The sequence below is a fragment of the Micromonospora sp. GCM10011542 genome (assembly GCF_042650685.1).
GTDB lineage: Bacteria > Actinomycetota > Actinomycetes > Mycobacteriales > Micromonosporaceae > Micromonospora.
Genome location: NZ_JBHSBO010000059.1, coordinates 164646 through 180346 on the forward strand (window position 1 = coordinate 164646; position 15701 = coordinate 180346).

Here is a 15701-nt window from a genome sequence, read left to right on the forward strand (position 1 = left end):
GGGACTGGCGGGTCAGCCGCGGCCGGTGCGCGCGGGCGTGCCGCCGGCGATGGTGCTGCGGCTGGGCGGGCGGGGCACCACGGGCGGTGTCGCGCCGCCGTCGGTGCTGGTCAGCCGGCTGACCAGCGCGCCGCCCTCGTCCAGCGAGCTGAGGTAGGAGCCGGCCCAGGCCCGGATGTCATGCCGGTGCAGGTGTGCCCGCATGGCCCGCATCCGTTCGGCGACGTCGGCCGGGTCGGCGTGCAGCGCTGTCAGCAGCCCGAGCTTCAGCCCCTCCAAGTCGTGCGGGTTGACCAGGTACGCCTCGGGCAGCTCGGCGGCGGCGCCGGCGAACTCGCTGAGCAGCAGCGCGCCCTCGTCGTCCACCCGGGCGGCGACGTACTCCTTGGCGACCAGGTTCATCCCGTCGCGCAGCGGAGTCACCGCCATGACGTCGGCGACCCGGTACAGGGCGGCCAGCTCGGCCCGGTCGAAGGGCTGGGTGAGGTAGTGGATGGCCGGTTCGCCGACCCGGCCGAACTCGCCGTTGATCCGGCCGACCTCGCGCTCCACCCGCTCGCGCAGGATCTGGTACTGGCCGACCCGTTCCCGGCTCGGCACCGCCACCTGCACCAGCACCGTGTCGCGGACGGTGACCTGCCCGCTGGCCAGCAGCTCGCTGTACGCCTTGAGCCGCTGCTCGATGCCCTTGGTGTAGTCCATCCGGTCGACGCTGAGGATGACCTTGCGGGGGTTGCCGAGGTCCTGGCGCAGTCGGCGGGCGCGGGCGGCCACGTCCGGGCGGGCGGCGAGCGCGGCCATCTCGGCGGTGTCGATGGAGACCGGGAAGGCGCCGATGCGTACGACCCGGTCGTCGACGGCGATCCGCCGGTCGGTGGCCGGCAGCTCCAGCACCCTGGTCACGAGCTGGGCGAAGTTGTGGGCGGCCTGGGCGCGCTGGAAGCCGACCAGGTCCGCGCCGAGCATGCCGCGCAGCAGTTCGGCGCGGCGGGGCAGCTGCATGAACAGCTCCGGCGGTGGGAACGGCGCGTGCAGGAAGAACCCGATGCGCAGGTCCGGCCGGAGCGCGCGGAGCAGACCGGGCACCAGTTGCAGGTGGTAGTCCTGCACCCAGACCACCCCGCCCGGCTCGGCCACGTCGGCGGTGGCCTCGGCGAAGCGCTGGTTGACCCGCTGGTACGCCTCCCACCAGCGGCGGTGATGCTGCGGCTGCTCGACGGCGTCGTGGTAGAGCGGCCAGAGGGTCGCGTTGGCGAACCCCTCGTAGTGGTCGCGCAGGTCGTCCTGGTCGAGCGGGACGGACCGCATGCGTACGCCGTCGACGTCGGGCAGCGCCGGGGCCGGCCCGGTGCCGCCGGCCCAGCCGACCCAGGTCGCCGGGGTGTGCCGTAGCAGTGGGTGCAGTGCGCTGACCAGCCCACCCGGGCTGCGCCGCCACTCGCACGCCCCGTCGGGCGCGACACTGTCGTCGATGGGAAGGCGGTTGGCTACCACCACGAGGGAACTCTGTCGCATCTCGGGCATTCCGATCAGCAGTGGACTGACCGCCACGAGTAGGGAAGACCGGTCAGTCAGCGGGGTAAGTGACGTACAGCGGTATTCCTACTGACAGTAAGTTACACCACTGTTACGCCCCGGGTGGCCCGCACCCCGTCCCGGGATGCGGTCGACCGGTGCCCCGGGCCGGTCAGACGACGGCGCCGTCGTCCGGGTCGTGGTCGTCCTCGTCGCCGGGACGCAGCCGCCAGATCAGCGTGACGAACCCGGCCAGGATGCCGGTGAACCCGAACAGGGTGACCGCCGAGCGGTCCACCGGCAGCAGCGCCGGGAAGAGGAAGAGCGCGAAGCCGACGATCACGGAGAGCGCGCCGACCACCGCGTACTTGGACAGCCTCGGCAGCGGGGGCGGCGGAGGCGGCGTGTAGCCCTCCTCGTCCTCGTCGTCGGGCAGGTCGGCGCCGAAGGTGTCCAGCCCGTCCAGCAGCGAGGGCTCGTCCGGCCGGCTGCCGCGCCCGACGGAGATGCCGGAGATGTCGGTGGCGGACGGCAGGCGGCGCACGTCGGTGGCGGTCGGCCCGGTCTCGTCGGCCCCGGTACGCGCCAGCGGGCCGCCGGCCGGCTCGGCGGGGTCGTCGACGTCCTCGGACGCCGGCCAGGGCCGGTCACCGGTGGTCGCGGTGGTGTGGAAACCGGCGACGATCCGGGCCCACTCGGCGTCGATGTCGGGCTCGTCGTCCCGGGACGGCTGCTCGGGGGAGGTCTCGTCGGTGAGCTGGGTGAGGTAGTCCCGCGCGGTGGTGAGGTGCGACCGGTCGACGTAGAGCCGGTCGACCGGGCGGGCCGGCACGGTCGTGGTGCGGGTGACCGGGTTGAGGTCGGCGGAGGGTTGCAGGTAGGCGGCGATCCCGCCGGCCGCCAGCACGTCGAGCAGGTGCTCGCCCACGCGCGGATCCACGTCGCCGGCGACGGCGTACTCACTCGCGTCGAGCCCGTTGTCCCGCCGTCCCCGGCGGGCCCCACCCGCTGACACCGGACATCCTCCTCATCACGCGCCCGCGGCGCGGCCGCCTGAGCCCCTCGGCGTCCCCGCGCCGTGCCATGAATCGTGACACGTCGGCACCCCGTTTCGGGAGTGCGTTGTGTCGCGTCTTGCCCGCCAGCAGCCGATCCACTGGTGGTGGGCGGGGCTTTTTGTCCCTTTGCGCGCACGACGCGCGGTCCGGTACGGCCGAGACCGTCCCTCGCCCCTCCTAACGCCGGATGGTCGCGACCACGTCGGCGACCTCGACCCGGACGGGGTCCGGGTTCGCCCAGCTCCAGTTCGGGTGGGCGCGGTTGGTCAGCAGGACCAGGACCAGGCGGCGGTCCGGGTCGACCACCAGGGAGGTGCCGGTGAAGCCGGTGTGCCCGAAGGTGCGGGGACCGCTCAGCCGGCCCATGAACCACGGCTGGTCGAGCACGACGCCGAGGCCGTGCGCGGACGTGCGGTAGGGGCGCTCCGGGTCGACGGCGGGCAGGCCGAAGTTCACGTTGGTGAGCATCCGCCGGGTGATCTCCTCGGAGAGGATCCGGGTGCCGTTGTGCTGGCCGCCGCCGAGCAGCAACTGCCCGATGACGGCCACCTCGGCGGCGGTGCTGAAGATGCCGGCGTGCCCGGCGATTCCCCCCATGTGATTGGCGACGTCGTCGTGCACCACACCGCGGAGCAGCCCGCGCGACGAGCGCGCGTCGGTGGCGACCAGCCGGGCGGCCTGGTCGGCGGCGCCGAGCCAGGTCTTCGGGTTGAAGCCGGTGTCCTTCAGGCCGAGCGGTCCGGTCAGTCCGGTCCTGAGCGCCTGATCGAACCGCTGGCCGGTGACCTTCTCCACCAGGAACGCGACCACCATCAGCCCGACGCTGGAGTAGCGGTACACGGTGCCCGGCACCGCGCCGCTGACCAGGGGAGTGGTCAGGACCGCTGCGCGGCGGGACGCGTCGTCGGGCAGGCCGGCGACCTTGGCCCCGACGGGCAGGCCGCTGGTGTGCGCCAGCAGCATGGCGACGGTGACCCTGTCCTTGCTGGCACCGGTGAAGCCTGGCAGGTAGTCCACCACCCGCGCCGACAGGTCGATCCGTCCCCGGTCGACCTGCTGCAATGCCAGGATCGCGGTGTAGACCTTGGTGAGCGAGGCGAGGTCGAAGATCGAGTCGTACCGCATCCGGACCTGCCTGGACTCCGGCAGCAGCACCGGGCCGGCGTCGTAGCGCAGCGCCTTGCCCGCGATGGCCTTCGCCGCGGTCGCGCCGCCCACCTGGCAGAGCGCGACGGCGCCCGCGTACGTCGGGTGCTTCGGGTTGGCGCTGGTCGGCGCCAGGTGGCGGTTGAGGGTCACCTGCAGTCGCCCGGCCACCGGCACCCCGCCCTGGGGCGTCGCGCCGGTGGTGTCCGGGGCGGCGACCCGCGCCGCGGCGGACCGGCTGGGCGTGGGCGAAACGCTCGCACTCCGGCTGGCTTTCGCGCTCGCGGTGGGACCGGCGGTGGCCGTCCGGGCCGCCTCGCGACAGCCGGCGAGGGTAGCGGCGGCGGCCGCGAGGCCGGCGCTGAGCACGGTACGACGCCGCAGTGACATGTGGCGCATCTTGACAGGTGTCGCCGGCTGAATCCACCACCTGCCCGTGACGGGGAGGTGGCCGGCTGTCCGTTGTGGCGCGGGCCCCGCGCTCCGTAGGCTCGTCGGCGACGGCGGTGCCGCCGGCGGAACGCCGCGTGAGCCGTCGCGACCACGCCGTGGGAAGGACGCCGGTGCTGTACTGGCTGTTGAAGTACGTGATCCTCGGGCCGCTGCTGAAGCTGATCTTCCGCCCGCAGGTGGAGGGCCTGCACCACGTACCCCGGACCGGTCCGGTCATCCTGGCCAGCAACCACCTCTCCTTCTCCGACTCGATCTTCACTCCGTTGATCACGCCCCGGAAGGTCACCTTCGTGGCCAAGGCCGAGTACTTCACCGGCAAGGGGATCAAAGGCTGGCTGACCAGGATGTTCTTCGTCGGCACCGGCACCATCCCGGTGGACCGCTCGGGCGGCCGGGCCGCCCGGGCCGCGCTGGACACCCAGTTGCAGGTGCTGCGCGCCGGCGGCGTGGCCGGCATCTACCCGGAGGGCACCCGCTCCCCGGACGGGCGGCTCTACCGCGGCAAGACCGGGGTGGCCCGGCTCGCCCTGGAGAGCGGAGCGCCCGTGGTGCCGGTGGTGATGCTCAACGCCGACGAGATCCAGCCACCCGGCAAGCTCATCCCGAAGATCGCCCGCGTGCGGATCCGCTTCGGTGCGCCACTGGACTTCACCCGCTACGCGGGGCTGGCCGGCGACCGGTTCGTCGAACGCGCCGTCACCGACGAGATCATGTACGAGCTGATGGAGCTCTCCGGCCGCGAGTACGTCGACATCTACGCCCAGAAGCTCAAGAACCAGCCGGCCCGGCCGGAGCCGGTCGCCGCCTGACCCGCATCTCCCGGCGTGGCCGGCCCCGGCTCAGTCGGTGCCGCTCAGCCGGAGCAGCCCGGCCGCGTCGTGGCGTACCGCGAACTGGCGCACCCGGTCCCGCGCGGCGGCCGCACCGGCCGGATCCGTCGCGGTCAGCGGGCCGATCGACAGCGCCGTCGTGATGATCTCGTCGGTCACGTCGGCCATCCGCGCGTAGCTCGCGGCGGCCGACCGCAGCAGCCCCGCGGCAGTACGCGGGTCCCCGGCGTACCCGCTCAGGACGGCCTCGGCGACCTGACCGGCGGCCCGGGCCCACGGGGTCATCCGGGGTGCCCGGCCCAACAGGTCCCGCACCAGCCGGGCCGCGTCGGCGCCGAGGACCCCGGCGACGTGCCCGACGGCCGGTACCCACTCGGCGAACGGGATCATCCTGGTCCGCCGCCAGTCCTCGTCCAGCTCGCTCAGCAGCGTCATAGCCTCGTCCCGGCGGCCCTGCACGGCCCGGCAGAGCGCGGCGTGCGCCAGGGTCGAGCGCAGCACCCGGTGGAATCCGCTGCGCCGGGCCGCGACCAGCGCCTGCTCGACCAGGTCCGGGCCGTCGTCGCCAGCATCCGGCCCGACCGCCCGCAACCCGCGCATCCAGCCGGAGACCGCCACGATGTGCAGGTCCCACTCGGCGGTCGGCCGGCGCGTCGACTCCGCCGCCAAGGCCTGCGCGGACGTCCAGTCGCCCGCGTAGTACGACCGGGTCCACTGGTCGGCGAAGCTGGTGGCCAGGCTGTGCTCGCCGCCCAGGTCGATGCTCCGCTGCTCGTCGACCAGCCGGGCCGAGCCGGCCAGGTCGCCCTCCTCCTGCAACGCCCAGGCCAGGTTCTGCACCGCCCGGCGCCGGCTGGTCAGCCGCTCCACCCGGCAGTGCTCGGTCACGTCGGCCAGCTCCGCGTACGCCTCGGCGGAGCCGGCCAGGTAGCGCGCCACCGCCAGGGTGATCCGCGCGTTGGCCCGGACCTCGCGCAGTTGCAGGCGCTCGGCGAGCTCGGCCGCGCTGCGGGCCGCGGCGCAGGCCGGGTCGGTCTCCGCGTTGAGCATGTGCACCCGGGCCAGTTCCAGCAGCGCGCCCGCCTTCTCCTGGCTGTCCGGCAGCTCGCTGTAGAGGCCGATCGCCCGGTCCAGGCAGTCCAGCGTCGCGGACCGGTCGGCCCGACTCCACGCGGCGGTGGCCAGCAGCGTCCAGGCCCGCGCCGCGCCCGTCCGGTCGTCGCCCGCCGTGAGCCGCTCAGCCAGCCGGGTGAGCGTCTGCGTGCCGCCGTCCACCAGGAACGCGTCGCCGTCGCGGTAGAACGCCAGCTCGGCGTCGAACAGCTCCAGCGCCGGGTCCGGGTCGACGTCCAGCGTGAGCGCCCGGCCGACCAGCGCGGCGGCGGTGTCCAGCGCGTGCAGGTCGTACGCCCGCCGGGCCGCCCGGTGCAGCGCGGTTCGCGCCGCCGGGGCGTAGGGGGCGGTGTCCAGGCCGACGGTGCGGGCGATCTCGTGCGCCGCCCAGCGGTGGTTCGCCAGCACCTCGGCCAGGTCGTACAGCCGGCCGTCGGCGAGCTGCTCCAACCAGTCGGCGGCGCGGTGGTGCCGCAGGACCCGCTCGGCCCGCGGCAGCCGCTGGTAACAGACGTCCCGGACCAGGACGTGCCGGAACCGGTACTCGGAACGGCCGGGCATCGTCGAGGTGGCCTGCTCGTACACCAGGTCGCGGCGTTGCAGCCGGTCCAGCGCGCGCTCCACCCACTCCACCGGCCGCCCGAGAGCGGCCGCCACCGGCGCGGCCCAGAACTGCACCCCGACCACTGCGGCGGCCTGGAGCACCGCCCGATCGGCCGGGTCGAGCAGGTCGAGCCGGTTGGCGATGACCGCCTGCACCGTGCGGGGCATCTCCGTCCCGGCCGCGGGGTCGAGCCGGCCGGCCGTGCCCCCGGTGTCGAGCAGGCCGCCGTCGAGCAGCATCCGGGCGTACTCCTGCGCGTAGAGCGGGTTGCCGTCGGCGAACTCGATCAACGGTGGGCGGGCGGTGGTCGGCAGCGCCACCTGCCCGAGCAGCAGCGAGTAGAGGGTGTCGATGTCGCTGTCGTGCATCGGCGGCACCGAGATGGACATCGCCCCGCTGATCGTGGCGGTCCACGCCGGGTGCCGCTCCCGCAGTTCCGGCCGGGCCGTCGCGACCACCAGCAGCGGTACGCCCCGAGCCGCCGCGCCCAGCTGCTCGACGAAGGCGAGCATCGTCTGGTCGGCCCAGTGCATGTCCTCGAAGACCAGCACCGTCGGCCCGGTCGCGGCCAGCGCGAGCAGGAACCGTCGCCAGGCGGCCTCGGTCTCACCCGGGGTGAGCCGTTCGCCCGGCGCTCCGATCAGCGGCCCGAGCGCCTCGGCCAGCCGGGTCGCGTGCGGATCGGTGAGCTGGCCCAACCGGCTCCGCAGCCGCTCGCGCAGCGCGGGCGGGTCGTCGACCTCCGGCATCCCCACCCAGCTCTTCACGATGTCCGCCAGGGCCGCCCAGGTGACGTTCTCGCCGAACGGCGGGCACTGCCCGACGAGCCAGGTGACCGACTGCCCGGGCAGGTTGGCGGCGTGCCGGGAGAGTTCGCGCAGCAGGCGGCTCTTGCCCACTCCGGCCGGGCCGAACACCGTCACCAGCTGGGAGGCCCGCTCATTCACCGTCCGGTGCAGAGCGTTGAGCAGCAACCCGCGCTCGTGCTCACGGTCCACCATCGGCGTCAACTCGGCCGCCCCCGGGTCGGGGTGGGGACGGGCCCGCACGGCGAGCCAGATCCGGCTCACCGCGGACCGGCCGCGCAGGGTGACCGGTGGCTGGTCGGCGTACTCCAGCTCGTGGCGGGTGGCCGACCAGGTGCTTTCGTCGACGACGACGCCGCCGGGTGGTGCGAGCGACTGCAACCGCGACGCGGTGTTGACCACGTCACCGGTCACGAAGGCCTGCCCGCCGTCGCGGGTGGCGGAGAGGTCGACCAGGGCCTCACCGGTGGCGATGCCGACCCGGAAGCCGAGCGGCGGCTGCGCTCCGGCCGGCTGACGGGCCAGGTTGCGTTGCAGCTCCAGGCCGGCGCGGACGCACCGCAGCGCGTCGTTGTCCGTGGCCACCGGCGCGCCGAAGAGGGCCATCGCCGCGTCGCCGATGTACTTCTCGACCACGCCGCCGTACTGGTGCACGACCCGCCGCACCGTGGCGAAGTAGGACTGTTGGACACCGCGGGCCTGCTCGGGGTCGGTCCGCTCGGCGTACGTGGTGAAGTCGACGATGTCCACGAACAGGACGCTGACCTGGCGGCGGTCCTCGTGCACCACCACGACGTGGTCGCGCAGCGGGTGGCCGCAACCCGTGCAGAAGTTCGCTTCGGTGCTGTTGGCGTGCCCGCAGTTCGCGCAACTGGCCGCGAGAGGCTGCCCGCATCCGCCGCAGAAGCGGTCGTCCGGCCCGGCTGCGCGCGCGCAGTGTCCACACTTCAGGTCGATGGTCAGCTCCCGTACGCGAGGGAGGCCAGTATCGCGCCCGAGGGGCCAGTCGGGTACCCGACGTGCGGGTGGGCCACGCGACCGATAGGCCGGCGCTAATCTTCGATACCAGGAAGTTTCACATCAGGGAGAGTGCCCGTGCAGGTCCGACTGTCCGCCGCGTGGACCGATCCGGGTGGCACGACCTGGGCCTCCGGCGACATGGTCGACGTCGACGCGGTCACTCTCGCCGAGTTGGAGGAGCAGGGCATGGTTGAGGAGCCCAAGGGCGAGCCGAGCGGCTCGGAGACGACGACCTCGTCGAGCACGTCCACGTCCGGCAAGCAGACCGATCCGCAGAAGATCGGCCCGGGGCCGGGCGCGCCGCCGGCCGACGACACCGACAAGTGACGAGCCGGGTGCGACCGGCGGGCCACCCGGCCCGTCGGTCTCACCCGTTCGCCGGTGCCAGCCGCATCCGCACCCGCAGCCCCAGGGCCCGGGTGAGCAGGGGGGCGATCAGACCGAGGGCGGCCAGCACGCCGAGGCCGGAGATCACCAGCACCCACCGTGGTCCGGCCGCCGCCAGCAACGGAGCGCCGACGACGTACGCCAGGGCCTCCGCGGCGTACGGGAACATGTAGACGGTGCCGAAGACCACGCCGAGCCGGTCGGCGGGCACGCTCTGCTGGATGAGGGTGTCCGCGGCGACGTTGTGCCAGCCCGCGCCGATCCCGGCGGCCGCCTGGCCGGCGATGGCGAGCGCGATCACCGGGCTGAGGCCGGTGACGAGCGTTCCCAGCCCGAGAGCGACGAGCGCGCCGTAGAGGACCAGGTCCATCCGGATCCGCGCGCCGGCCCGGGCGAGGCACATCGGCCCGAGCACCATGCCGACCCCGTAGGCGGTGCCCAGCAGACCGATGGTCACCTCGCTGGCGTTCAGCTCGGTGCGTCCGAGAGGGACGATGGCCAGGTTGTCCAGGGCGGCGAAGCTCACCATCACCAGGAATCCGACGGAGATCGCGCGGACGACACCGTGCCCGCGCACCACCCGAAGGCCGTCGCGCAGCACCCGACGGAACGGTTCCGCGCGGCGGGCGGGCGTCGCCGCCGAGAGCCCGCGTACGCCGCTGATCAGCAGCGCGGACAGCACGAAGGTCGCCACGTTGACGAGCATCGTGGTGGTCAGCCCGAGGGTGGCCAGCAGCACGCCGCCGACCGCCGGTCCGGCCGCGAACCCGATGTTGACGCCGGTCGCCAGTTGGGCGTTCGCCGCCGGCAGGTGCGCGGGTCCGACCAGTCGGGGCAGCAGGCTGCGACCGGCCGGGGTGAACGTGGTGGCGGCGGCGGTGGCCGCGGTGACCAGAGCCAGCAGCACGGGCAGCGGCGGTGCGAGCAGCGCGACGGCGAGGTAGAGCAGTGCCTGGGCGGTGTCGCAGCCGACCATGAGCCGGCGCTGGTCGAACCGGTCGGCCAGCGCCCCGAGCAGCGGTCCGAGCAGTCGGGGTGCCGTCGAGGCCAGGAGCAGCAGGGCCACCCCGGCGCCGCCGTGCCGGTCGAAGACGGCGATCAGCAGCGCCGTCCGGGCCAGCTGGTCGCCGGCGTACGAGGCCAGGCGCGCGGACCAGTACCGACGAAAGGCGACATTGCTGCGGAGTAGTGACATGACCGTTGGCTCCTCGCTGCTGCTGGTATGTCGGCACGGGCCCGGGGACGAGGCCGGGCGCGGCAACCTTGTCAGCGCGTCAGCAGGGCGGACAACCACTCTTCAGCTAGCGATTAATGTAGATTTGTCTATTTCGTCCGGCAGTGGTGCGCCGTAGCGTCCTCCGCAGACAGCAGCTCGATCGACCAACGGAGGCGACCATGGCAACGACGACGACGACCACCACCACCGCGGCGGCGAACGGCTGGGCGGGCCCGGGCTTCTGGGCGGGCCCGGGCTTCTGGGCGGGCCCGGGTCGTTGGGCCGGCCCGACCCGCTGAACCGATCGACCCGGTGACGCCGGCTGCCATCGGCAGCCGGCGCAGCCGTGTTCACGCTGGTTGGTCAGCGGCGCCTGTCACCCTCGGCGTACCGCCGGCCGCCGTCGCGCGGCCTTGCCGGGTGGCTGTCCCGCCCCCTCGCCGGGTGGCTTCCGGACAGGACGGAGTGGACGTCGGGCGCGCGGACCAGGGAGGAGAATCAGCGCTCGTTCATGCCGGCGCGGCGACGCAGGGCGGCCACGTCGGTCACCACGATCCGGCGACCCTCGGTACGCAGCCAGCCGCGGTTGGCGAACGAGCCGATCGCCTGGTTGACGCTCTGCCGTGAGCCGCCGGCCATCTCGGCCAACTGGCTCTGGTTGAGCTCGATCGTGATCATCGGTGCCTGGCTCTCGCCGGCGAGGCGGACCAGCGTCTTGGCCACCCGACCCGGCAGGTCGAGGAAGACGTGGTCGGCGTTCTGCTCGGTGAGTCTGCGGATCAGCCCGCCCAGCGACCGCATCACCGCGTCGAGGATGCGCGGGTTGGAGTGCACCAGTTCCATGAACGCCCCGCGGGACAGCGCGAGGGCCGCGCAGTCCTCGATCGCCTCGGCGGAGGCGGAGCGGGTGGAGGCGTCGAGCAGGGAGACCTCGCCCAGCACGTCGGGTGGTCGGATGACCGACAGCACGGCCCGCTCGCCGGTGGGGGCGGTGCGGAAGACCGCCACGGCGCCCCGGCGCAGCACGATCAGCGACTCACCTGGGTCGTTCTCCACGAAGAGCAACTGGCCCTTGCGGTAGGTGCGGGGGACCGCCGCGGCGATCACGCGTTGCCGCACCTCCGGCTCCAGCCCGGCGAACATCTCGACACCTGTGAGCGCGTCACCCGGCTCCGGCAGGCGAACCTCCACGGCCCAACCCCTCCCCGGTCAAGGACCACAACTCGCTCACCGGGCGAACCTGCTGGCCCTGACAAGGTGAAACGACACCGGTTCGGCGTCCGGTAGCGGTACACATCAGATCATGACGGTCCGGTCGCTTGCTGTACACCCCTCAAGGCACTTCCGTGACTGTCCCGAGCTGCGGTGCACGGCCGGATGAGGTGCGGATCCACCGGACGGCGGGACGGCTCCCGGGCACCATTTCGGCCCCGCCCGGCGCGGCGCCCGGGCCGTGGGCGAGGATGGCCGGAATGGTCTACCGCTACTTCTACGACTGCGAGTTCATCGAGGACGGCCGGAGCGTCGACCTCGTCTCGATCGGTGTCGTCGACGAGTACGGCCGCGAGTTCTACGCGGTCTCCACCGAGTTCGACGACTCCCGTGCCGTGCCCTGGGTACGGCGCAACGTGCTGGACAAGCTCCCCTCGCCGGCCGACCGGGCCTGGCGTTCCCGGGAGCGCATCCGCGACGACCTGTACGACTTCCTGATCGAGCCGGTGCGGGACCGGCCGGGGGAGCAGCTTGAGCTGTGGGCCTGGTACGCCGCGTACGACCACGTGGTGCTCGCCCAGCTCTGGGGTGCGATGCCGGCGCTGCCCCGGGAGATCCCCCGGTTCACCAAGGAGCTGCGGCAGCTCTGGGACGACCGGGGCCGGCCGCCGCTGCCCGACGCCGACGCCGCCCGGCACGACGCCCTGGTCGACGCCCGGCACAACCTGGCCCGCTGGCGCGCGATGACGGCTCGCTGAGCGGCGGAGGTTTGACCGGTTCTGTCCCGGGCACCGGTTCGACGAGCCGAGCCGAGGGAGAGTTGTCATGAGCAACGAGCCGACCAGCCCCGCCGAGGCCCGCGAACGGGTCACCGAGCTGGCCCGCGACGCGCGGATCTGCATGCTGACCACGATCGCCCTGGATGGGCGGCAGGTGAGCCGGCCGATGGGGTTGCAGGAGATCGAGTTCGACGGCGACCTGTGGTTCTTCGCGTACGCCGACTCGGCGAAGGTCCGCCAGATCCGGGTCAACCCGGAGGTCAACGTCGCCTTCTCCGACCAGAAGCACCACGCCTGGGTCTCCGTCTCCGGCACCGCCACCGAGGGCTTCGACCGGGCCCGCGCCGAGCAACTGTGGAACCCGCTGCTCAAGACCTGGTTCCCGGACGGGCTGGACACCCCCGGCCTCACCCTGATCAAGGTCCACGCCAGCTCCGCCGAGTACTGGGACTCGCCCAGCAGCACCGTGGTCAACCTGTTCGGCTTCGCCAAGGCCGCGGTGACCGGCAGGCCGCCGCAGGCCGGCGAGAACCACGAGGTGAGTTACTGACGCCCGGCCGGTGGGTGAACGCCGCCGGGGGGCGCTGTCGCTGCCCGGGCGGGCCGACTACAGTGCGCACTGACGGCCCGCCCCGGGCCGGCAACGGCGCCGATGGTCTGATCTGACACATATCCTGGGGCTTAATCGGGCTTTACCTGATGCTCCAGGAGGATGAGCGGATCATGCGTATCGGCGTGCTCACCGGCGGCGGCGACTGCCCGGGTCTCAACGCGGTCATCCGGGCGGTGGTCCGCAAGGGCGTCGCCACCTACGGTCACGAGTTCGTGGGCTTCCAGGACGGCTGGAAGGGCCCGCTGGAGGGCCTGTCCCGCCCCCTGGGCATCGCCGAGGTCCGCGGCATCCTGCCCCGCGGCGGCACCATCCTCGGTTCGTCCCGGACCAACCCGTTCAAGATCGAGAACGGCGTCGAGCGGATCAAGGAGAACCTCGCCGCGCAGGGCGTCGACGCCCTGATCGCGATCGGCGGTGAGGACACCCTCGGCGTCGCCACCAAGCTCTTCGAGCTGGGCGTGCACGTGGTCGGCGTGCCGAAGACGATCGACAACGACCTGGGCGCCACCGACTACACCTTCGGCTTCGACACCGCGGTCAACATCGCGATGGAGGCCATCGACCGCCTGCACACCACCGCGGAGAGCCACCACCGCACCCTGGTCGTCGAGGTGATGGGTCGGCACGCCGGCTGGATCGCCCTGCACGCCGGCCTGGCGGGTGGCGCCAACGTGATCCTGCTGCCCGAGCGGCAGTTCGACGTCGAGCAGGTCGCCGGCTACGTCGAGAAGCGCTTCCAGCACCAGTACGCCCCGATCGTGGTGGTCGCCGAGGGCGCCCAGCCGCTGGACGGCCAGATGGTGCTGGCCAACCAGGAGCTGGACTCGTTCGGCCACGTTCGCCTCGGCGGCATCGGCCAGTGGCTGGCCGAGCAGTTGGAGGCCAAGACCGGGAAGGAGGCCCGCACCGTGGTGCTCGGGCACATCCAGCGCGGTGGCACCCCGACGGCGTTCGACCGCGTGCTCGCCACCCGGCTCGGCCTGCAGGCCATCGACGCGGTGCACGAGGGCGACTGGGGCAAGATGGTCGCGATGCAGAGCACCGACATCGTCCGGGTGCCGCTCGCCGACGCGACCCGCGAGCTGAAGACCGTGCCGCTGGAGCGGTACGCCGAGGCCGAGGTCTTCTTCGGCAGCTGATCGACGGTCGGCGGCGCGGCGGGCCCTGCGGGTCCGCCGCGCCGCGACCCGACGCGAGAGGGGTACGGCCGAGATGGCTGCCGGGGTGCACACCGTTGCGGTGATCGGGGCGGGCAAGATCGGGGAGCTGATGCTCTCCGGGCTGCTGCGCTCCGGGTGGCCGGTGGACCGGCTCCTGGCCACCGCCCGCCGGCCCGCCCGCGCCGAGGAGCTGACCGCCCGCTACGGGGTACGGGTGGTCGACAACCTCACCGCGGTGGACGAGGCCGCGGTGCTCGCCGTCTCGGTCAAGCCGCAGGACGCCGGCGCGCTGCTCGACGAGATCGGCCCGAAGGTGCCGGCCGACAAGCTGGTCATCTCGCTCTGCGCCGGCCTGCCCACCAGCTTCTTCAACCGCCGGCTGCCCGACGGCACGCCGGTGGTCCGGGTCATGACCAACACTCCGGCGCTGGTCGACCAGGCGATGACCGCCATCTCGGCCGGCGCGCACGCCACCGGCGCGCACCTGGCCCTCGCCGAGGAGATGTTCCAGCCCCTCGGCGCGACCATCCGGGTGCCCGAGTCCCAGCAGGACGCGGTCACCGCGCTCTCCGGTTCCGGGCCGGCCTACTTCTACCTGCTGGTCGAGGCCATGATCGACGCGGGGATCCTGCTCGGGCTGCCCCGGCAGGTGGCCCACGAGCTGATCGTGCAGACCGCCATCGGCTCGGCGGTGATGCTGCGCGACTCCGGCGAGCACCCGGTGAAGCTGCGCGAGGCGGTCACCTCGCCGGCCGGCACCACCATCTCCGCGATCCGCGAGCTGGAAAAGCACGGCGTCCGGGCGGCGCTGCTGGCGGCGCTGGAGGCCGCCCGCGACCGCGCCCGCGAGCTGGCCGCCCAAGCCGACTGAGTCGTCCTCCCGCCCGTCCGCTCCCGCTCGCCCGCTCGCCCGCCCGCTCGCCCGTCCGCTCGCCCGCGCTCGCCGGCCCGCCCGCTGGCGGCGCGCCGTCGACGTGCGCCTGACGCCTCGATCGACTCCAGGTCGGCGATCTGGCGGGGTCCGTGGCGACCTGATACCCCCAGGTCGGCGACGTGGAGTGGATCAGCACGGCCCGCCCGCCACCCGAGCCCGCGTTGGCGGTCGCGTCGGGCATGGTGGGGCTGGCCGAGGTGGGACGGTGCCGCATACTGGCGGCGTGTTCACACTCGCGCAGGCGCGACACCTGGCGGCCACCCTGCGTCCGCGCGTCGACGAGCTGATCCGGCTGCGGGCCGACCTGGCCGAGCTGCGCGCCGACCTGGCCGACCACGGGGTCAGCGCGCTCGGCGGCCGGGCCGAGCTGAAGGGCCTGGAGGCCCGACTGCACGCCGTCCTGGAGGAGCTGCATCAGCACGACATCCAGGTCAAGGGCATCGCCCCGGTACTACTGGACTTCCCCGGCGAGCGGGACGGCCGGCCGGTGCTGTGGTGCTGGCTGGAGGGCGACACCGACGTGCGCTGGTACCACCGGGCCGAGTGCGGCTTCGCCGGCCGCCGCCCAGTTTGACGCGGTTCCCGCCCGGTCCGGCGTGGGCCCCGTCCCGGGCTTGGGGGAGTCGACTCGGTTTCCTGGAAGTCGGGGCGTCCTGGCGGGCCGGACACCCCGACTTCAGGGAAGGCGAGTCGATCAACGGCCTCGCGCGCGTGACGCAGGCGGTGCGGGCACCACGTCCGGCGGCTTATCCCGTTGATCGACTCGCCTTTGTGGAAACCGGGGCATCCTGGCGGGGCGGTTTCAAGTGGTTGTTGCAACGAGGTAGTTGTGGAGTGCTTCGGCTGGATTCTGCC

The 15701-nt window shown here is 73.1% G+C and carries 13 protein-coding genes; 7 read left to right on the top strand and 6 right to left on the bottom strand.

Translation table 11 applies throughout. The features are described from left to right. Positions 1–12: 12 nt before the first annotated feature. From ACFOW4_RS25330 to ACFOW4_RS25340, 3 genes are all read right to left on the bottom strand, one after another. Positions 13–1515 carry a trehalose-6-phosphate synthase gene (locus tag ACFOW4_RS25330; protein WP_377532080.1) on the bottom strand — a complete coding sequence of 501 codons (1503 nt, stop codon included), beginning with the start codon at positions 1513–1515 and terminating at the stop codon, positions 13–15. A gap of 172 nt (positions 1516–1687) precedes the next feature. Then, complete coding sequence (locus ACFOW4_RS25335; protein WP_377532082.1) at positions 1688–2530, bottom strand: DUF308 domain-containing protein; 843 nt, start codon at positions 2528–2530, stop codon at positions 1688–1690. Positions 2531–2750: 220 nt separating this feature from the next. Further along, positions 2751–4109, bottom strand: a complete 1359-nt coding sequence (locus ACFOW4_RS25340; protein WP_377532084.1) for a serine hydrolase domain-containing protein — start codon at positions 4107–4109, stop codon at positions 2751–2753. Between the two features lie 173 nt (positions 4110–4282). Between ACFOW4_RS25340 and ACFOW4_RS25345 the strand changes: the two genes are divergently transcribed. Then, positions 4283–4981 carry a lysophospholipid acyltransferase family protein gene (locus ACFOW4_RS25345; RefSeq protein WP_377532139.1) on the top strand — a complete coding sequence of 233 codons (699 nt, stop codon included), beginning with the start codon at positions 4283–4285 and terminating at the stop codon, positions 4979–4981. Positions 4982–5011: 30 nt separating this feature from the next. Here ACFOW4_RS25345 and ACFOW4_RS25350 read toward each other — a convergent pair whose 3' ends face one another. Next, on the bottom strand, positions 5012–8488 hold the full coding sequence (locus ACFOW4_RS25350) for an AAA family ATPase (protein ID WP_377532141.1): 3477 nt from the start codon (positions 8486–8488) through the stop codon (positions 5012–5014). A 132-nt stretch (positions 8489–8620) separates the two neighbouring features. Between ACFOW4_RS25350 and ACFOW4_RS25355 the strand changes: the two genes are divergently transcribed. Continuing rightward, positions 8621–8872 (top strand): hypothetical protein, encoded by a 252-nt coding sequence (locus tag ACFOW4_RS25355; protein ID WP_377532086.1) that lies wholly within the window; start codon positions 8621–8623, stop codon positions 8870–8872. A gap of 40 nt (positions 8873–8912) precedes the next feature. Here ACFOW4_RS25355 and ACFOW4_RS25360 read toward each other — a convergent pair whose 3' ends face one another. Continuing rightward, complete coding sequence (locus ACFOW4_RS25360) at positions 8913–10127, bottom strand: MFS transporter (protein ID WP_377532089.1); 1215 nt, start codon at positions 10125–10127, stop codon at positions 8913–8915. A 519-nt stretch (positions 10128–10646) separates the two neighbouring features. Next, the gene (locus tag ACFOW4_RS25365) at positions 10647–11339 is read right to left on the bottom strand and encodes a Crp/Fnr family transcriptional regulator (protein WP_377532092.1); all 693 of its coding nucleotides are present in this window, start codon (positions 11337–11339) and stop codon (positions 10647–10649) included. A gap of 281 nt (positions 11340–11620) precedes the next feature. Between ACFOW4_RS25365 and ACFOW4_RS25370 the strand changes: the two genes are divergently transcribed. The 5 genes from ACFOW4_RS25370 to ACFOW4_RS25390 all read left to right on the top strand — a co-directional run bounded on the left by ACFOW4_RS25370 (position 11621) and on the right by ACFOW4_RS25390 (position 15420). Then, entirely contained in the window at positions 11621–12118 is a 498-nt protein-coding gene (locus ACFOW4_RS25370) for a polyadenylate-specific 3'-exoribonuclease AS (RefSeq protein WP_377532095.1), read from the top strand. Positions 12119–12185: 67 nt separating this feature from the next. Then, entirely contained in the window at positions 12186–12689 is a 504-nt protein-coding gene (locus ACFOW4_RS25375) for a pyridoxamine 5'-phosphate oxidase family protein (protein ID WP_377532098.1), read from the top strand. 173 nt (positions 12690–12862) lie between these two features. Continuing rightward, positions 12863–13891, top strand: a complete 1029-nt coding sequence (locus tag ACFOW4_RS25380) for a 6-phosphofructokinase (protein ID WP_377532143.1) — start codon at positions 12863–12865, stop codon at positions 13889–13891. A 73-nt stretch (positions 13892–13964) separates the two neighbouring features. Further along, entirely contained in the window at positions 13965–14783 is an 819-nt protein-coding gene (gene proC / locus ACFOW4_RS25385; RefSeq protein WP_377532101.1) for a pyrroline-5-carboxylate reductase, read from the top strand. Between the two features lie 286 nt (positions 14784–15069). Further along, positions 15070–15420, top strand: a complete 351-nt coding sequence (locus ACFOW4_RS25390; RefSeq protein ID WP_377532103.1) for a DUF2203 domain-containing protein — start codon at positions 15070–15072, stop codon at positions 15418–15420. Positions 15421–15701: the final 281 nt, after the last annotated feature.

Coding starts and splice junctions, on each gene's coding strand:
- ACFOW4_RS25330 (WP_377532080.1), bottom strand. CDS start 1,515: ATGCGACAGAGTTCCCTCGTGGTGGTAGCCAACCGCCTTCCCATCGAC.
- ACFOW4_RS25340 (WP_377532084.1), bottom strand. CDS start 4,109: ATGTCACTGCGGCGTCGTACCGTGCTCAGCGCCGGCCTCGCGGCCGCC.
- ACFOW4_RS25360 (WP_377532089.1), bottom strand. CDS start 10,127: ATGTCACTACTCCGCAGCAATGTCGCCTTTCGTCGGTACTGGTCCGCG.
- ACFOW4_RS25370 (WP_377532095.1), top strand. CDS start 11,621: ATGGTCTACCGCTACTTCTACGACTGCGAGTTCATCGAGGACGGCCGG.
- ACFOW4_RS25375 (WP_377532098.1), top strand. CDS start 12,186: ATGAGCAACGAGCCGACCAGCCCCGCCGAGGCCCGCGAACGGGTCACC.
- ACFOW4_RS25380 (WP_377532143.1), top strand. CDS start 12,863: ATGCGTATCGGCGTGCTCACCGGCGGCGGCGACTGCCCGGGTCTCAAC.
- proC (WP_377532101.1), top strand. CDS start 13,965: ATGGCTGCCGGGGTGCACACCGTTGCGGTGATCGGGGCGGGCAAGATC.